At 60.2% G+C, this 18282-nt stretch carries 12 protein-coding genes; 6 read left to right on the forward strand and 6 right to left on the reverse strand.

What is annotated here, in order from left to right:
- Positions 1–39 precede the first annotated feature (39 nt).
- The 3 genes from H8S56_RS10870 to mfd form a co-directional block, all read right to left on the reverse strand.
- On the reverse strand, positions 40–2784 hold the full coding sequence (locus tag H8S56_RS10870) for a DEAD/DEAH box helicase (protein ID WP_024694400.1): 2745 nt from the start codon (positions 2782–2784) through the stop codon (positions 40–42).
- Between the two features lie 75 nt (positions 2785–2859).
- Positions 2860–3384, reverse strand: coding sequence for a CsiV family protein (locus tag H8S56_RS10875; RefSeq protein WP_024687318.1), 525 nt, complete (start codon positions 3382–3384; stop codon positions 2860–2862).
- A gap of 11 nt (positions 3385–3395) precedes the next feature.
- On the reverse strand, positions 3396–6848 hold the full coding sequence (mfd, locus tag H8S56_RS10880) for a transcription-repair coupling factor (RefSeq protein WP_187518632.1): 3453 nt from the start codon (positions 6846–6848) through the stop codon (positions 3396–3398).
- A 189-nt stretch (positions 6849–7037) separates the two neighbouring features.
- Here mfd and H8S56_RS10885 point away from each other — a divergent pair, with 189 nt between their 5' ends.
- On the forward strand, positions 7038–8501 hold the full coding sequence (locus H8S56_RS10885; RefSeq protein ID WP_083185824.1) for a glyceraldehyde-3-phosphate dehydrogenase: 1464 nt from the start codon (positions 7038–7040) through the stop codon (positions 8499–8501).
- A gap of 643 nt (positions 8502–9144) precedes the next feature.
- On the opposite strand, the gene tcuC is transcribed toward H8S56_RS10885, so the two are convergent.
- Entirely contained in the window at positions 9145–10437 is a 1293-nt protein-coding gene (gene tcuC, locus H8S56_RS10890) for an MFS transporter (RefSeq protein ID WP_024687321.1), read from the reverse strand.
- Between the two features lie 461 nt (positions 10438–10898).
- Here tcuC and H8S56_RS10895 point away from each other — a divergent pair, with 461 nt between their 5' ends.
- Both H8S56_RS10895 and sthA read left to right on the forward strand, forming a co-directional pair.
- Complete coding sequence (locus H8S56_RS10895; protein ID WP_187518677.1) at positions 10899–11930, forward strand: FAD:protein FMN transferase; 1032 nt, start codon at positions 10899–10901, stop codon at positions 11928–11930.
- Between the two features lie 135 nt (positions 11931–12065).
- Complete coding sequence (sthA, locus tag H8S56_RS10900) at positions 12066–13460, forward strand: Si-specific NAD(P)(+) transhydrogenase (RefSeq protein WP_024687323.1); 1395 nt, start codon at positions 12066–12068, stop codon at positions 13458–13460.
- Positions 13461–13502: 42 nt separating this feature from the next.
- On the opposite strand, the gene H8S56_RS10905 is transcribed toward sthA, so the two are convergent.
- Positions 13503–14225, reverse strand: a complete 723-nt coding sequence (locus tag H8S56_RS10905) for a glycerophosphodiester phosphodiesterase (RefSeq protein WP_187518633.1) — start codon at positions 14223–14225, stop codon at positions 13503–13505.
- Positions 14226–14280: 55 nt separating this feature from the next.
- Entirely contained in the window at positions 14281–14868 is a 588-nt protein-coding gene (locus H8S56_RS10910) for a PilZ domain-containing protein (RefSeq protein WP_024694395.1), read from the reverse strand.
- A 102-nt stretch (positions 14869–14970) separates the two neighbouring features.
- Here H8S56_RS10910 and H8S56_RS10915 point away from each other — a divergent pair, with 102 nt between their 5' ends.
- The 3 genes from H8S56_RS10915 to H8S56_RS10925 all read left to right on the forward strand — a co-directional run bounded on the left by H8S56_RS10915 (position 14971) and on the right by H8S56_RS10925 (position 18219).
- Complete coding sequence (locus H8S56_RS10915) at positions 14971–16221, forward strand: lipoprotein-releasing ABC transporter permease subunit (RefSeq protein ID WP_024687326.1); 1251 nt, start codon at positions 14971–14973, stop codon at positions 16219–16221.
- Positions 16222–16228: 7 nt separating this feature from the next.
- Positions 16229–16912, forward strand: a complete 684-nt coding sequence (gene lolD, locus H8S56_RS10920; RefSeq protein ID WP_187518634.1) for a lipoprotein-releasing ABC transporter ATP-binding protein LolD — start codon at positions 16229–16231, stop codon at positions 16910–16912.
- A gap of 62 nt (positions 16913–16974) precedes the next feature.
- Complete coding sequence (locus tag H8S56_RS10925) at positions 16975–18219, forward strand: lipoprotein-releasing ABC transporter permease subunit (RefSeq protein ID WP_187518635.1); 1245 nt, start codon at positions 16975–16977, stop codon at positions 18217–18219.
- Positions 18220–18282 lie beyond the last annotated feature (63 nt).

An 18282-nucleotide genomic window follows, 5' to 3' on the forward strand; every position in this document is an offset into this window, starting at 1 on the left:
GCGCTGCCGATAGTAGCTCAGCGCCTGCATCCTCGGCTGCTATTTTCTGGACTTCTTCGGGGCTGCGGGGAGAGGGGCGAACAGGGCCTGCAGGTCTTCGTCGCGCAGCTTCCAGTCGCCACTGGTCCGGCCATCGAGTACACCTGCCGCCAGGGCTGATTTCTCGCGCTGCAGGCGCTGGATTTTTTCCTCGACCGTGCCGCGCGCGATCATTTTGTAGACGAACACCGGCTTGTCCTGACCGATACGGTAGGCGCGGTCAGTGGCCTGGTTTTCGGCTGCCGGGTTCCACCAGGGATCGTAGTGAATCACGGTGTCGGCGGCAGTCAGGTTCAGCCCGGTGCCGCCCGCCTTGAGGCTGATCAGGAAGATCGGCAGCTTGCCGCTCTGGAAGTCGTGGATCGGCGTGCGCCGGTCGCGCGTCGAGCCGGTAAGCAGGGCGTAGGCGATGCCGCGCTGTTTCAGCTCGGCTTCGATCAGGGTCAGCATCGATGTGAACTGGGAGAACAGCAGGATCTTGCGCCCTTCGGCCAGCAACTCTTCGAACATTTCCATCAGGCTGTTGAGCTTGCCCGAGGTACCCTGCTTGCTGTTGACCGGCATGTCCTGGTTGACCAGACGCAGGTCGCAGCACACCTGACGCAGTTTGAGCAGCGCTTCGAGGATGATGATCTGGCTGCGGGCCACGCCCTTGCGGGTGATCTCGTCCCGGACCTTTTTGTCCATCGCCAGGCGCACGGTTTCGTATACGTCGCGTTGGGCGTCGTTGAGGTCGACCCAGTGAATGATCTCGGTTTTGGGAGGCAGTTCGGTCGCCACCTGTTCCTTGGTACGGCGCAGCAGGAACGGCTTTATACGCGCATTCAGGTGTTGCAGGCGGTCCTGATTGCCGTGCTTCTCGATGGCGGTGCGGTAGTTGCTGTTGAACTCCTTGCTGTTACCCAGCCAGCCGGGCATCAGGAAGTGGAACAGCGACCACAGCTCGCCCAGGTGGTTTTCCAGGGGCGTACCGCTCAGGCACAGACGCTGGCGTGCGTTGAGGTCGCGTGCCGCCTGAGCGGCCTTGCTGTTGGGGTTCTTGATGTACTGCGCTTCGTCGAGAATCAGCAGATGAAACGGCTGTGATTTCAACAGTTCGAGGTCGCGTGGCAGCAAGGCGTAGGTGGTCAGAATCAGGTCGTAGTCCTGCAGATTGCTGGCGTCCTGATGACGATTGGCGCCATACAGCGCCAGCACCTTGAGGTCTGGGGTGAAATGTTCGGACTCGTCCAGCCAGTTGGGAATCAGGCTGGTGGGCATGACCGCCAGTGCCGGAAGATCCAGGCGCCCGGCCTGTTTTTCCATCAGCAGGTGCGCCAGGGTTTGCAGGGTCTTGCCCAGACCCATGTCATCGGCCAGCACGCCGCCGACTTCCAGCTCGCGCAACGACTGCATCCAGCTCAGGCCTTCGAGCTGATAAGGGCGCAGCGTCGCGTTCAGCCCGTCCGGCACGGCGACCGGCGCATCCTTGATGTTGACCAGGCGCTCGGCAAAATGCCGAAGCCGGTCGCCACCCTGCCAGGTCAGTGGCAGATCTTCGAGTTGCGTCAGGCGGGCTGCATCGGCTTTGCTCATGCGCAGCGCGTTGTTGCCTTCCTGACGCCAGTAGAAATCACCCAGCGTCGCCAGCACGGGTTTGAGCCGGCCGTAGGGCAGGGCGATCTGCACGGGACTGCCGCCGTTTTGCGTAAAGTGATTGAGCTGTACCAGCAGTTGCTCTTCATCACCGCGCTTGGCCACGGCAGAAGGGCTCATCAGTTCCGGATGACTGCGGATCAGGTTGATCAGGATCGGCAGCAGGCTCAGGCGTTCGCCGTTGACGATGATGCCCAGTTCCAGATCGAACCAGTCGCGCTCGTTTTCTTCGTCGATGACCGCGTACCAATCGTCCACGGGCGTGACGTCGAAGCCGAAATCGTCCTGAATCTCGATCTCCCAGCCTTGCTCGCGAAGCCTGGGCAGGTCGTCGAGCACGAAATGCAGCCAGGCCTTGTCGTTCGGCAGCTCGTACATGTCGCCCGCGCTGTCCGGCAGGGCCTTGCTCTGCCGGGTCGACACCTTGAAGCCAAGGTCACTCAACTGTTGGCGAAGCTGCCGCTCCTGCTCGCCCTGACGGCGTATGCGCAGGGTTTCGGTTTCGGTGTGTTCGATGATGTCGCTTTTCTGGTTCACCAGATCGCTGCCCAGCGAACTCACCAGAATGCTGACATTGGTGGTGCCCACGGCATAGTGCTTGCCGTAGGCGAACGCCAGTGCGGCGCGGTGCTGAATGTGCCGCTGCATGCGTCCGTTACGCGGCTCGTAGGCGCTGAACTCGATACTGGCCAGAATCAGGCGCGGTTTGGGCTGCAGGTCATCGACCAGACGTTCGGGCAGTCTGGGTTTGGGCTCGACCTGGGGTTTGATCTCGCGTTCGTGCGTGCTCAGTGCGGCCTGCAATAGCGGCTTGTTGGTCGGGTCCTGAAGAAAGTACATCGCCGCGACACAATGCTTGCAGTCGTTTCGTACCGGGCAGGTGCATTTACATGTCAGGTAATTGCGATAGCGATCAGGGTCCTTGAACAGCAGCGTCTGGGTGTAGATATCCAGCCCCGAGCCCCGGCATGCGGTACGGATGATCTGCGGGCTGGAATCTTCCAGCACGATGCGTTTCTGACGGGCATAGTCGCGCCCGCGCTCAAGCGTTCGATCAGTGAACAGGTCTGCCCAGGCCGAGGCGAGGACTTTTTCGAGAATGGACGACAAGTTAAAAAAAGCCCTACGCCGCAGCGATGCTCAAAAAGAAAGAGAGCACGCCTGTGCTCCTTGAATACGTAACGATCACAGTGGAGAGACTTTGATCAGCAGCGCCAGATTGCCGTTGTCCAGGTAGGTCAGCTCACCGTTCTTGACCCTGGCGGTCTGCTTCATGCGTTCACTGCTGACGACCACGCCATGCGGGTCCAGTTGATTGACCCAGAACTGTGCGTCGATATCGGTGAAGCGATCCATCGCCAGGCTCACCGTGCCCTCGATCGGGAAGTGGCCAAGCTGCTCTTTGCCGCTGGTAACGGCAATTTTACCGGGCTCGGTGCCCACGCTCTGCTGCCAGGCCCGCTGCATCAATACTTCATAGCTGCCACTGCCTTGCAACTTGCTCACCAGGTCGTTGAGGGCAGGGCTGCGTTCATTGTCGGCGCCGATCTTCTGTGCGCCCGCAGCCCAGTCTTCCGGGGCAAGCTGGCGCGTGGCGGCCGGCTCGCCGCTTTGGCGGAACAGAATCATCTCCACCTGGTAGGTGCCTTCTGCAAAGGCGCTTGGCGCGACCAGCGCCAGCAGCAGGGTCAATGAACGAAACAGACGCATGGATGAATCCTTCAAGCAGTTGTCGGGGTCAGGCGCTCAAGCAGCGCTTCGATCGTGTTGAAACGCTCATCTGCGCGTTCCATGGGCACCATGAATTTGAACAGCGTGGCACCTTCGAACTTGTAGCGATTGGGCTGGCTCTGGATCAGTTTGATCAGGGTCAGCGGATCAACCGGTGTTTCGGCGGCAAATTCGATGCGCCCACCCTGCGGCCCGGCGTCGATCTTGCGTATGCCCAGTTGCTCGGCGCGCAATTTGAGTTGCGTGATTCGCACCAGCGACTTGGTCGGCTCCGGCAGCAGGCCGAAGCGGTCGATCATCTCGACTTGCAGGTCCTTCAAGCCATCCTCGTCGGCAGCATTGGCAATGCGTTTGTAGAGGATCAGGCGGGTGTGCACATCCGGCAGATAGGCCTCGGGGATCAGTGCCGGCACGCGCAAGTTGATTTCCGGTCCGCCGCCCAGTGGCTGGTCGAGGTTGGGCTGTTCGCCCTTACGAATCGACTTCACCGCGCGTTCGAGCATTTCCATGTACAGCGTGAAGCCAACGGCCTGGATCTGGCCGCTCTGGCCATCGCCCAGCAGTTCGCCTGCGCCACGGATTTCCAGGTCGTTGGTGGCAAGCACGAAGCCTGCGCCCAGGTCCTGGGTGTTGGCGATGGCTTCCAGACGCTTCTCGGCATCGCGGGTGACTTGCTTGCGCGGTGGCGTCAGCAGATAGGCATACGCCTGGTGGTGACTGCGCCCGACGCGGCCGCGCAACTGGTGCAGTTGCGCCAGACCGAACTTGTCGGCACGCTCGATGATGATGGTGTTGGCACTCGGCACGTCGATGCCGGTCTCGATGATGGTCGAGGCAATCAATACGTTGAAGCGCTTGTGGTAGAAATCGCTCATCACCTGTTCGAGTTCGCGCTCGCGCATCTGGCCGTGGCCAATGCCGATACGGGCTTCGGGCACCAGTTCGGCGAGGTCGGCGGCGCATTTTTCGATGGTTTTGACATCGTTGTGCAGATAATAGACCTGCCCGCCGCGCAGCAATTCGCGCAACAGCGCTTCCTTGATCGTGGGCTTGTTCTGCTCCATGACGAAGGTGCGCACCGACAGCCTGCGTGCCGGTGGCGTGGCGATGATCGACAGGTCGCGCATGCCCGACACCGCCATGTTCAGCGTGCGCGGAATCGGCGTTGCGGTCAGGGTCAGGATGTCGACTTCGCTGCGCAGGGCCTTGAGCTGTTCTTTCTGACGCACGCCGAAACGGTGCTCTTCATCGATGATGACCAGCCCCAGATTCTTGATCTTCACGTCGTCCTGCAGCAGCTTGTGCGTGCCAATGACGATGTCGATCTTGCCTTCGGCCAGATCGGCGACGGCGGCGCTGACTTCCTTGGCCGACTTGAAGCGGCTCATCACCTCGACCGTCACCGGCCAGTCGGCAAAACGGTCGCGGAAACTGTTGTAGTGCTGCTGGGCGAGCAGGGTGGTCGGGACCAGAATCGCGACCTGACGCCCGCCGTGCACGGCAATGAATGCAGCGCGCATGGCAACTTCGGTCTTGCCGAAACCCACGTCGCCGCAGACCAGTCGATCCATCGGCTTGGGTGCCAGCATGTCGGCGCGCACGGCTTCGATGGTGGTCTGCTGATCCGGCGTCTCTTCGAACGGGAAGCCCGCGCTGAAGGTGGCGTAATCGGCTTTCGGGTCGGCGAAGGCATAGCCTTCCCGGGCGGCACGACGCGCGTAAATGTCCAGCAGTTCGGCGGCCACGTCGCGCACTTGCTCGGCGGCCTTGCGCTTGGCTTTCTGCCAGGTTTCCGAACCCAGGCGGTGGAGCGGCGCCATTTCGTCGTCGCTGCCGGTGTAGCGGGCAATCAGGTGCAGGTTGGCGACCGGGACGTACAGCTTGGCGTCCTCGGCGTAAGCCAGCATCAGGAATTCAGCGACCTGATTCTCGACCTCAAGCGTGGCCAGGCCCAGGTAGCGCCCGACACCGTGGTCGATGTGGACTACCGGCGCGCCTTCGCGCAGTTCGGTCAGGTTCTTGATGACCGCATCGTTGTTGCCGCCATCGGTGCGTTTCTCGCGGCGGCGACGCTGCATGACGCGTTGACCGAACAGCGGACTCTCGGCAACCAGTGCCAGGGCCGGGTCTTCCAGCAGCAGGCCTTCGTCCAGCGGCGCGATGGTAATCGCCAGCCGGTCCTTGCCGTCCACGAAGTCGAGCCAGCTGTCGACCGTTTTTGGCCGCAGCTTGAGGCGCTCCAGCAATTCCAGCAGGACTTCCCGTCGACCCGCCGACTCGGCGGTAAACAGCACGCGGCCGGGGAATTCATCGAGAAATTTTGACAACGCAGCCAGCGGCTGGGTCGCTTTGGCCTCGATAGCCATGTCCGGCAGGCTTTGCGCAGGGAAGCGCGCGCGGTCGCCACCGGCGTCGATGTCCTGCTGGCTGGCGACGACGCGAGGCCAGTTCTTCAGCCGAGCGAAGCAGTCTTCGACCGGCAGGAACAGTTCGGCCGGTGGCAGCAACGGACGCGAAGGGTCGACGCGGCGCTCTTCGTAACGATTGCGTACGTCTTTCCAGAAGTTCTCTGCGGCCTGCTCGATACCCGGCAGCGAAAACACCTGGGTGTCCTGCGGCAAGTAGTCGAACAGGGTCGAGGTTTCCTCGAAGAACAGCGGGATGTAGTACTCGATACCGGCAGGGGTGATGCCGCTGCTCAGGTCCTGAAGGATCGGGCTTCGCCGGAAGTCCACGTCGAAGCGCTCACGAAAGCGCGCCTTGAAGCGCGTCACTTCTTCTTTCTTCAGTGGAAATTCGCGTGCAGGCAGCAGACGTACCGACTCGACCTTCTCGATGGAGCGCTGCGTGTCCGGGTCGAAAGTGCGCAGGGTTTCGATTTCGTCGTCGAACAGATCAATGCGGTAAGGCACCTTGCTGCCCATCGGGAACAAATCGATCAGCGCGCCGCGCACGGTGAACTCGCCGTGTTCGTACACCGTATCCACGTAGCGATAACCGCTGGCTTCCAGGCGGCTACGCATGGCTTCGACATCGAGCTTCTGGCCGACGTCCAACACCAGGCTACTGCCCAGCAGGAATTTGGTCGGCGCGAGTCTATGTAGGGCGGTGGTGATCGGTACTACCAGAACGCCATGCTCCAGCTCCGGCAGGCGATAAAGACTCGCGATGCGCTGGGAAATAATGTCCTGATGCGGCGAGAACAGATCGTAAGGCAGGGTTTCCCAGTCGGGGAAGTGCAGTACGGCCAGCGTAGGCGCGAAGAACTTCAGCTCCTGTTCCAGCCGCTCGGCGCTTTGGCTGTCGGCGGTCAGAAGCAGGGTAAAGCGCTTGGCGGCGCTGGCCGCCTCGGCGATCGCCAGGCTCAGTGCGGCACCGGGAAGATTGCCCCAGTGGTGTTTGCCTGCAGCGGCAGAGAGAGGCGGTAGACGCAGAACTGGCACGGAAGGTCAGGCTCCAGGCGTTGCAACAGGGGCGGCGATTGTAGCGGGGGAAGGTGGTGGCTGTCAGTTTTCCGGACTATTACCGCGTATTTACGGGCTCAAATTATGTAGTGCGTAACGATCTGACAGTCGTGCATTGCTCATAAACACTGGCGTGGTCATAATGTAGCCCCTTTTTTCAGCCCCTACATGTGGAAGGTTCCCGTGACTCAGAAGCCCGACCAGTGTCTTGGTGAATGGATCGATCGTGAAGCCCTCGCCGAGGCGATGATCCCGCTTATCGGTCAGCTCTACCGCAATAATAATGTGGTGAGTTCGATCTATGGCCGCAGCCTGATCAACCGTTCAGTCATCGCGATTCTCAAAGCTCACCGCTTTGCGCGTCATCGTCAGTCCGACGCGAGTGAGTTGTCCGTACACGAGACTTTCCCGCTCATCAAGGCGATGAGCGAGCTTAAACTGGGCGCCGCTTCGGTGGACCTGGGCAAGCTGGCAGTCAAGTTCAAGACCGAAGGCAACGGCCGTACGCCCGAGCAGTTCGTGCGTGACGAACTGGCCAGCGTTGTAGGCCAGCAGAACACCAGCCCACGCAAGGGTACGGATGTTGTGCTGTACGGTTTTGGTCGCATCGGCCGTTTGCTGGCGCGCATCCTGATCGAGAAAACCGGTGGTGGCGACGGCCTGCGCCTGCGCGCCATCGTGGTCCGCAAAGGCGCGGAAAACGATCTGGTCAAGCGTGCCAGCCTGCTGCGTCGTGATTCGGTGCATGGTCCGTTCGACGGCACCATCACCATCGACGAAGCCAACAGCACCATCACCGCCAACGGCAACCTGATCCAGGTGATCTACGCCAAGAACCCGACCGAGGTGGACTACACCCAGTACGGGATCAAGGACGCCCTGCTGGTTGACAACACCGGTGTATGGCGTGATGCCGACGGTCTTGGCCAGCACCTGTCCTGCCCTGGCATCGACCGCGTCGTGCTGACTGCGCCGGGCAAGGGCAAGCTGAAGAACATCGTGCACGGCATCAACCACGGCGAAATCACCGCGGATGACAAGATTGTGTCTGCAGCGTCCTGCACCACCAACGCCATCGTGCCGGTGCTCAAGGCTGTCAACGACAAGTTCGGCATCGTCAACGGTCACGTTGAAACGGTTCACTCGTACACCAACGACCAGAACCTGATCGACAACTTCCACAAGGGCGACCGTCGTGGTCGCAGTGCCGCGCTGAACATGGTCATCACCGAAACCGGTGCTGCCACGGCTGCTGCCAAGGCGCTGCCTGAGCTGGCGGGCAAGCTGACCGGCAACGCGATCCGCGTTCCGACGCCGAACGTGTCCATGGCCATTCTCAACCTCAACCTCGAGAAGCAGACCACTCGCGAAGAAATGAACGAGTACCTGCGCTACATGGCGCTGCACTCGGACCTGCACAAGCAGATCGACTTCGTGAACTCGCAGGAAGTGGTGTCCACTGACTTCGTGGGCTCACGTCACGCCGGTGTTGTGGATGCTGAAGCGACCATCGTCAACGATAACCGCGTCGTGCTGTACGTCTGGTACGACAACGAGTTCGGTTACAGCCATCAGGTGGTTCGCGTGATGGAAGACATGGCGGACGTCAATCCGCCAGCGTTCCCGCAGTAAAGTCAGCAAGCGGTGACGTGAGCTGCCCGGCCAGTCCGGGGAGTGTGTAACAAGAAGGCCGAATCCTGTGCGAGCAGGGTTCGGCTTTTTTGTTGGGTTTTTAAGTCTGAGGGTCAACGCTGAGGGGCCGCATGGCGTTGACCCTGTCCATCTCCTCAACGCCGTGGTGGTGCAAGATTGAGAAAGAATGCCGTCGGTCAGTTACTTCCTTCTAATCAGAAACTTGAGGGGCTGCTTTCAATCACAGTCACAAGACTGAAAGATTGGGGAGAATGGGTGATGATCGACGATCTCATCAAGTGGAACAGCCGCTGGCGGCTAAACAGCCACGTGGTGTCTTGCCGAGTGTGCTTGTCCACACAGGATGAGGCTGACCGTGGCGTTGCATTTTCCCATTTGGCTGGCTGCTGGTGCGGGCATGAGAATGTTGACCCTTGGGCCGAGCTGGATAAAGCATGCCGCAGGACAGCGGTCTGGAATGTTCAAGCCGGTACGAGTACGCCATCGTTTAGTACGAGGTAAATGATTCTCCGCTTATCGGGTATGTGACCTGTCCATGCCCGGTCAGACTCTGCCGCAAAAATATACAAAAAACCCGGCCTGACGCGAGTCAGACCGGGTTTTTGTTTAAGACCAGTCAGGATCAGGCAGTGGCAGCAGCGCCCGGCGCCTCGAGTTTCTGACCGCCCTTGCGGAACAGGACCAGAGTGGCTATGAGGCCCAGCACCGCTGCACCCGTCAGCCAGATACCTGGCGCGGCCTTGTTGCCCAGCGCATGGATCAGGTAGGTGCAGGCGGCAGGCGTGAAGCCCCCGAAGGTGGCCGTGGCCAGGCTGTAAGCCAGCGAGAAACCTGTGGTGCGTACTTCAACCGGCATGATCTCGGTCAGCGCAACGACCATGGCACCGTTGTAGGAGCCATACAGGAACGAGAACCACAACTCGACCATCAGCAAGTGGCTGAAGCTTGGGTGTGCAACCAGCCACGACAGGGCAGGGTAAGCGGTCGCAATGGCCAGCACGGTGGCGGCGATCAACAGCGGTTTACGCCCGATGCGGTCCGAGAACGAGCCCATGATCGGCAGCCAGATGAAGTTGGACACCCCGACGCAGACGGTGACCAGCAGGCTTTCCAGGTCTGTCAGGTTCAGCTCGTTTTTGCCGAACGTCGGCGTGTACGCCGTGATCAGGTAGAACGACACTGTGGTCATCACCACCAGCGCCATGCCGCCCAGCACCAGGCCAAAGTTCTGGCTGATCGAGCGCACCACCTCACCCAGGGTCGGGCGATGCGTGCGCGCTTCGAACTCGGGCGACTCTTCAAGCGAGCGGCGAATGATGAAGATGGCCGGTACGATCATGCAACCGACCAGGAACGGTACGCGCCAGCCCCAGTCGGTCATCTGCTCGGCGCTGAGCCAGTGGTTCAGGCCAACACCCAGCAGGCCGGCAAACACCACAGCGGCCTGTTGGCTGGCGGACTGCCAACTGACGAAGAAGCCCTTGCGACCCGGTGTCGAGATTTCAGCCAGGTACACCGAAACGCCGCCCAGTTCCACGCCCGCAGAAAAACCCTGCAGCAGACGGCCCAGCAGCACCAGCAACGGCGCGGCAACGCCCAGCGTCGCGTAACCCGGCACACACGCGATCAGCAGCGTGCCCATGGCCATCATGGCCAGTGTGACGATCAGGCCTTTACGACGACCATGACGGTCAATATAGGCACCTAGAAAGATTGCACCCAACGGGCGCATCAGGAAGCCTGCACCGAAGGTTGCCAGCGACAGCATCAGTGACGCGAAGGCGCTGTCGGAAGGGAAGAAGGCTTTGGCAATGGCTGTGGCATAAAAGCCATAGACCATGAAATCGAACATCTCGAGGAAGTTACCGCTGACAACGCGAAAGATCGCTTTGCCCTTACTGGTTGTGGAGGCCATTTAGTTACTCGCTCAGGCTCGTCGGCTTGGAGTCCGTTGTCGTTTTTATCCCGTATACGCAGCAGCAGCGTATTTCTGCACCGCTACGCGTATTTGTAACAGTATGTGTTACACCGCTCAAAAACAACCGTTTCGGCAATTCGCTATCAGTCTGCGGTCACTTGACAACGGATTTTTTTCAGGAATCCAGCGTTCAGGCGGCAACGGATGCTCAGCGCGTGCGCCTATTCTCAGGAACCCGAATGCGTCGCACGACCACTCAGCGGTTTCTTGATCAGCCGGGTGGCGAAATGGATGGATACCGCTCATCTGAAAGAGGGGGCGTGGTTGGAATCGGGTGTAACACCGTATTGGCGGGGCGAGAGGCTGTTGGAGATGTTGCGGGGAGCCCGTTCCGTTTTTTCAAGTCTTGTCCTACAAGAACGCGCACGGCACTCTTGTCGATTTTGACCTTGCGGGAAATGAGTTTGCGTTGGTTTGTAAAAATCGCAGGGTCGCTGGGGCTGTTGCTGTGCAGTGGTTGTGGTCAGGAACGAAGTCTGCAAAGTTTCGGCGGGCCTACGATGGGCAATCACTATTCGGTGGTGTACGCGCATGAAGCGGGTCAGCCTGACGGTCAGGCGCTGCATCACGAAGTCGATGTGATTCTGGCCGAGGTCGATCAGCAGATGTCCCTCTGGCGCAGCGACTCGGAGCTTGCGCGTTTCAACGATCTGCCTGCCAGCAGTTGTCGAGCCATGCCGGAGTCGATCCTGACGCTGGTTCGCGTTGGTCAGGAACTCTCCCGCGAGAGCAACGGCGCCTTCGACATCACGGTCCTGCCGCTTATGGAGCTCTGGGGCCACGGACCCGATGTTCCTGATGGTCAGGCTGAGCAGACGCCCTCAAGGCAGCAACTGGATCGCACGTTGGTGGCTGTCGGTTATCGCGGCCTGCGTATCGACGGGCAACGGTTATGCAAAGACTTTGCGTTGCAGGTCGATCTCAACAGCATCGCCGCGGGCTATGCGGTGGATCGTATCGGTCAGCGTCTGGAAGCGCTCGGGGTGCACGATTATCAAGTGCAGCTCGCCGGTGAGCTGAAAACCCGTGGGCGCAAGCCGGATGGCTCTGCCTGGCGAGTGACGCTGGAAATTCCGCGCACAGATCGGCAGACGGAGCAGAAGGTCTTCGCTCTGGGCTCCTCCAGTGTGTCGACCTCAAGCGATCACACCCGCTTTTATGGCGGCGACAGGCACCAGGGCTCACGCACGCTGGATGCGCTCACCGGAATGCCCGTAGATCATGGTCTGGCCTCGGTGACGGTCGTTCATCCCTCGGCGGTGATGGCCGATGGTCTATCGTCGGTGTTGTTGATCATGGGCGCAGAACGTGGCTGGAATTATGCCCAAGAGCATCAAATTGCTGCTTTTTTTGTGATTCGTGCCGATAAGCGCTTTATCATTCGCACCAACGCGTCGTTCTACCGGCTCGTGACGGAGCAGCCCAAGTAAATGCCGTACAGACAAAAGTGGCCTTCGACACGACCAAGGGTTAATGTTCGCCGCCTCGGCGCAGCGCTAGACTGCGCCGCGTGATTTAGCCAGAGATGCCAGAGTGGCGCCTCGGACTGTTCTAAAGGAGTACGCATGGCTGTCTACAACTACGACGTGGTGGTACTGGGTTCCGGCCCGGCCGGAGAAGGCGCGGCAATGAACGCCGCCAAGGCAGGACGCAAGGTCGCCATGGTCGACAGCCGCCGGCAGGTGGGTGGCAACTGCACGCACCTGGGCACTATCCCGTCCAAGGCATTGCGTCACTCGGTCAAGCAGATCATCCAGTTCAACACCAACCCCATGTTCCGGGCCATCGGTGAGCCGCGCTGGTTTTCGTTTCCCGATGTGTTGAAAAATGCGGAAATGGTCATCTCCAAGCAGGTCGCTTCGCGTACTGCCTACTACGCCCGCAACCGGGTCGATGTGTTCTTTGGAACGGGCAGTTTTGCCGACGAGAACAGCGTCAACGTGGTCTGCGCCAATGGCGTGGTGGAAAAGCTGGTCGCCAACCAGATCATCATCGCCACCGGCTCGCGTCCCTATCGCCCGGCAGACATCGATTTCAGCCACAAGCGTATTTATGACAGCGACACCATCCTCAGCCTGGGGCACACCCCGCGCAAGTTGATCATCTATGGCGCTGGCGTGATCGGCTGCGAATACGCGTCGATTTTCAGCGGCCTGGGCGTACTGGTCGAACTGGTGGACAACCGCGATCAACTGTTGAGCTTCCTCGATAGCGAGATCTCGCAGGCGCTGAGTTATCACTTCAGTAACAACAACGTGATGGTTCGCCATAACGAAGAGTACGAGAAGGTCGAAGGCCTGGATAACGGCGTGATTCTGCACCTCAAATCCGGCAAGAAGATCAAGGCCGATGCCCTGCTGTGGTGTAACGGACGGACCGGCAATACCGACAAGCTGGGTCTGGAAAACATCGGCCTCAAGGCCAATGGTCGCGGCCAGATCGAGGTCGACGAAACCTACCGCACCAGTGTCGCCAGCGTGTATGGCGCAGGCGATGTGATCGGCTGGCCGAGCCTGGCCAGTGCGGCTTACGACCAGGGCCGCTCGGCGGCGGGCAGTGTGGTCGACAACGGCAGCTGGCGTTACGTCAACGACGTACCGACCGGGATCTACACCATTCCGGAGATCAGCTCGATCGGCAAGAACGAGCACGAGCTGACCCAGGCCAAGGTGCCATACGAAGTGGGCAAGGCGTTCTTCAAGGGCATGGCGCGTGCGCAGATTTCCGGCGAGCGGGTCGGGATGCTGAAAATCCTGTTCCACCGCGAAACGCTTGAGGTGCTGGGCGTGCACTGCTTCGGCGACCAGGCCTCGGAGATCGTGCATATCGGTCAGGCGATCATGAACCAGCCGGGCGAGGCCAACACGATGAAATACTTCGTGAACACCACGTTCAACTACCCGACCATGGCCGAAGCCTATCGGGTAGCTGCTTACGACGGCCTCAACCGGCTTTTTTAAGCGACTCCGGCCGGTGGCCTGAGCCGGCCGGGGCGACCGATTTCAGCGATTCCCGAGCGTGGCAGTGGCCAAACCGGGAAAGTCTGTAATCAGGCTGTCCACGCCGAAGTCAGCGAGCCTGCGCATCAGTGCAGGTTCGTTGACCGTCCATACCGACACATGCAAACCCTGGCGCTGTGCTTTTTGCAGGCGCTCGGGGGTGCATAACGTCCAGTTCAACGCCAGAATCGTGCAGCCGTAGTTCTGAGCGACCTTCAAAGGGTCGAGCCAGGCGTATTCGGCAACCAGTCCGCGCGAGATATCCGGTGTCAGCTCGGCAGCGGCGCGCAGCACTTCGCGGGAACTGGAGGTGATGGTGACCTTGTCCAGCAAGCCGTGGCGCTGAGCCATCTCGCGAATCGCCAGCACGGTGTTCGAGGCTCGGGTGCGTGAGGCGCTCTTGACTTCCAGTTGCCAGTGCTCGAAATCGCATTTTTCGAACAGCTCTTCCAGACGCGGAATCGGACAGGGGTTCGCCCAGCCAGGTCCACCCTGGCGTGCATCGTAGGTCACCAGATCGGCAGCATAGTGTTCGTTGACCTTGCCGCGCCGGTCGGTGGTGCGTTTGAGGGTCGGGTCGTGGATGACCATCAGCTCCCCGTCGCGTGACAGGTGCAGGTCTAGCTCGCAACGACGCACGCCGTGTTTAAGGCACTCCTGAAAGCTGGTCAGGGTGTTTTCCGGTGCTTCGCCCTTGGCGCCGCGGTGGCCGTAGATAAGGGTCACGTTTACTCCTGGCCTCTAAGGCCCCAACTACTTGTGTGATCGGATGAGGGGTTGATCATGAGCCAGAGGGCTGGCCTCGCTCCAGTGCCTGGCGACGTTGCTGCGCCTGACGCTGCAGAACATGGCGGGCGATCAGCTGTCGCTGGGCGTCGGGCAACTGCACGAACTCGACCCAGGTCTCGAACCCGCCTTCGGCAGCCGGATCGCTCTGCGTCACCCTGGCGTGCAGCATCAGGCCCGATGCTTGTGGCATGAGGACCATCTTGATCGACAGTTCTTCGCCCACCGTATAATTTTGCAACGAATTGAACTGCATCCCGCCTTCGGACAGTTTTACCGGTTGCGGGCGGCCCAGCTTGCCCAGTGCCGTGTGCGCAACCACCTGGCCCAGCAGGTCGATGCGCTTGTTCAGTGACTTGAGAAAGCTGTTGAGTACGCGGTCGCGCTCGTCGAGCTGACGCAGCAAGTGCTGGGATTCGAACTCGCTCACATGCAGCTCGCTGAGCAGGTCGAACAGCGCCGAGGTCTCTTTCATCGCCTCGTGGCTGGCACTCTCGGCTGCGGACAGCGGGTTAATTTCCAGTGCGACGCTGGCATCGATACGGTAGTATTCGCGGCGTTCTGCTTCATCTAATGTCGACATGGCGAACCCATGGTAGCGGCGGTGGTCAGAGAGTCTCGAGTGTAAAGCTGCACGTCAAGGCCCGCCACACGGACGTCCTCATTCCTGCGAACAAAGCCCCTAATGTTCAGACCTCTTTTTGTATTCATCGGCACGCGCTACACACGTGCAAAACGACGTAACCATTTTGTTTCCTTCATTTCCCTGACTTCCATGATTGGCCTGGCGCTTGGCGTTGTGGTGATGATAGTCGTGTTATCGGTCATGAATGGTTTCGATCACGAAATGCGTACCCGCGTGCTTGGCATGGTGCCGCACGCCACCATCGAGTCCGGTGATCCGATTACCGACTGGAAGGCGCTGGCCGCCAAGGTTCAAGAGAACCGGGAGGTGCTGGCGGTTGCGCCGTTCACCCAGATGCAGGGCCTGCTGACGCATGATGGCAAGGTGCAGAAGGTGCTGCTCAACGGTATCGATCCGGCTCAGGAACGTAATGTGTCGATCATCGACCATTTCATCCAGCAAGGTCAGCTCGACAGCCTGTCGCCGGGCAGCTTCGGCATCATGATCGGCGACAAGGCTGCCGCCAAGCTGGGCGTTGGCGTGGGAGACAAGCTGACCTTCGTTGCTCCCGAGGTGACGGTCACGCCAGCGGGTATGTTCCCGCGCATGAAGCGTTTCGAGGTCACAGGCATCTTTCACGTGGGCGCCGGCGAGATCGACGGCTACCTGGGCCTGACCAATCTTGATGATCTGGCGCGCCTGCATCGCTGGAAGCCCAATCAGGTTCAGGGCTTGCGTCTCAAGTTCGACGACCTGTTCGCCGCCCCTCGCACATCGTGGGAAATCGCTCAGAAACTGGGCGAAAACAATTTCTACGCACGTGACTGGACTCGCACTCACGGCAACCTGTACCAGGCGATCCGCATGGAAAAAGCCATGATCGGCCTGCTGCTGTTGCTGATCGTGGCCGTGGCGGCGTTCAACATCATTTCCACGCTGGTGATGGTGGTCAACGACAAGAAGGGCGATATCGCCATCCTGCGCACGCTGGGCTCCACACCTCGCCAGATCATGGCGATCTTCATGGTGCAGGGCACGGTGATTGGCGTCGTGGGCACGCTGATCGGCGCAGCGCTGGGGATCCTGGCCGCACTCAATGTCAGTGCAGCGATAGCGGCGCTCGAAGGGCTGATCGGTCATAAGTTTCTCAATGCCGACGTCTATTTCATTGATTACCTGCCTTCGCAACTGATGGCCCAGGACGTGTTCCAGGTCTGCGGTGCGGCGTTGGTCCTGAGTTTCCTCGCCACCTTGTATCCCGCCTGGCGTGCTGCGCGCACCCAGCCGGCGGAGGCGTTACGTTATGAGTGAGTCGGGCATGTCTGATAAAGCTGTATTGAGTTGCCGCAACCTGGGTAAATCCTACGAGGAAGGCCCGGAGTCAGTGGTCGTATTGTCCGGTCTGCAACTGGAGTTGTATCCCGGTGAGCGCATCGCCATCGTCGGCAGTTCGGGTTCGGGCAAAAGTACCCTGCTCAATCTGTTGGGTGGCCTGGACACGCCGTCGCAAGGCAGCGTCTGGCTGGCGGGCGAGGAGTTGTCGGCACTTGGCGAGAAGGCCCGCGGTCTGCTGCGCAACCGGGCACTGGGTTTCGTCTATCAGTTTCACCATCTGCTGCCTGAGTTCACTGCACTGGAAAACGTCTGCATGCCGCTGTTGATCGGCCGCACGGCGATTCCCGAGGCTCGCAAACGCGCCACGGCATTACTGGAGCGTGTGGGGCTGGGCCATCGTCTGGCGCACAAGCCGTCCGAGCTGTCCGGTGGTGAGCGTCAGCGCGTGGCGATCGCCCGTGCGCTGGTCAACCAGCCGGGTCTGGTGATGCTCGATGAGCCAACCGGTAACCTCGACCATCACACCGCTCAGGGCATTCAGGACCTGATGCGGGAACTGAGCACCTCGTCGCGTACGGCCTTCCTGGTGGTGACTCACGACATGAGCCTGGCCAGGCAGATGGACCGCGTGCTGCGTCTGGAAGACGGTCGCCTCGTCGAGGCTTGATTGACCTGACCCGGCGCAAGTCATCGCGCCGGGTTCTCTATTTTTTCTACGGTGCTCCGCGAATGTTCAGACCGTTACCCATCTTCATCGGCATGCGCTACACCCGCGCCAAACGCCGCAAAAGCTTCATTTCGTTCATCTCGATGACTTCGATGATCGGTCTGGCACTGGGTGTGCTGGCGATGATCGTGGTGCTGTCGGTGATGAACGGTTTCCAGCGGGAAATGAGCTCGCGGATTCTCGGCATGGTGCCCCATGCGGTCATCGCCGGTACCACGCCGGTGAGTGACTGGAAGCCGTTGGCCGCTGCTGCGCTGAAGAATCCCGAGGTGACTGCTGCCGTGCCGTTTACCGACATGGAAGGCATGCTGTCCTACAAGGGCTCGATGCAGCCGATCCAGATCAGCGGTGTCGATCCGGCGCTTGAGCACGAGGTGTCGATTGTCACCCGGCACATCACACGCGGCAGTATTGAGGACCTCAAGCCTGGCGAATTCGGCGTGGTGCTGGGCGATCTCACCGCACGCCGGTTTCGCCTGAGCATCGGTGACAAGCTGACCCTGATCGTGCCTGAGGTCAGCAGCGCACCGGGCGGCATCACGCCGCGTCTGCAGCGTCTGACCGTGGTGGGTGTGTTCAAGGTCGGTGCAGAGCTGGACGGCTCCATGGCGTTGATCAACATCGCCGACGCCGCGCAAATGCAACGTTGGCAGCCCGATCAGGTTCAGGGCGTGCGGCTGGCCCTGAAGGATCTTTACAAGGCACCTCAGGTGTCGAGCGCCATTGCTGGCAGTCTGGGCGATGGTTACCGCGCCGATGACTGGACGCACACCCAGGGCAGTCTGTTCAGTGCCATGAAAATGGAAAAGACCATGATCGGTCTGCTGTTGTTGATGATCGTGGCAGTGGCGGCGTTCAACATCATCGCCACGCTGATCATGGTGGTTAACGACAAGGGCGCGGACATCGCCATCTTGCGCACCATTGGTGCCACGCCCAGGCAGATCATGGCGATTTTCATGGTGCAGGGCACCGTCATCGGTATTGTCGGCACGCTGATCGGCGGCGTCCTGGGCATCATCGCGGCGCTGAACGTCAGCAGTATGGTGGGCTGGGTCGAGCGGGTTACCGGTCAGCACATCTTCAGTTCCGACGTGTACTTCATCAGTAACCTGCCGTCCGAGTTGCAGGGTGGCGATGTGCTTCTGATCTGCAGCGCCGGTTTCATTCTGAGCTTTCTCGCCACGGTCTATCCGGCCTGGCGTGCGGCGCAGATCCAGCCTGCGCATGCCTTGCGTTACGAGTGACCTGAGCCCTGTCACATCAAGCCGTTGCCGACCTTGAGAGGGTTTGCAGCGGCTTTTTTGTCA

The sequence above is a fragment of the Pseudomonas triticifolii genome, assembly GCF_014358015.1.
Lineage (GTDB): Bacteria > Pseudomonadota > Gammaproteobacteria > Pseudomonadales > Pseudomonadaceae > Aquipseudomonas > Aquipseudomonas triticifolii.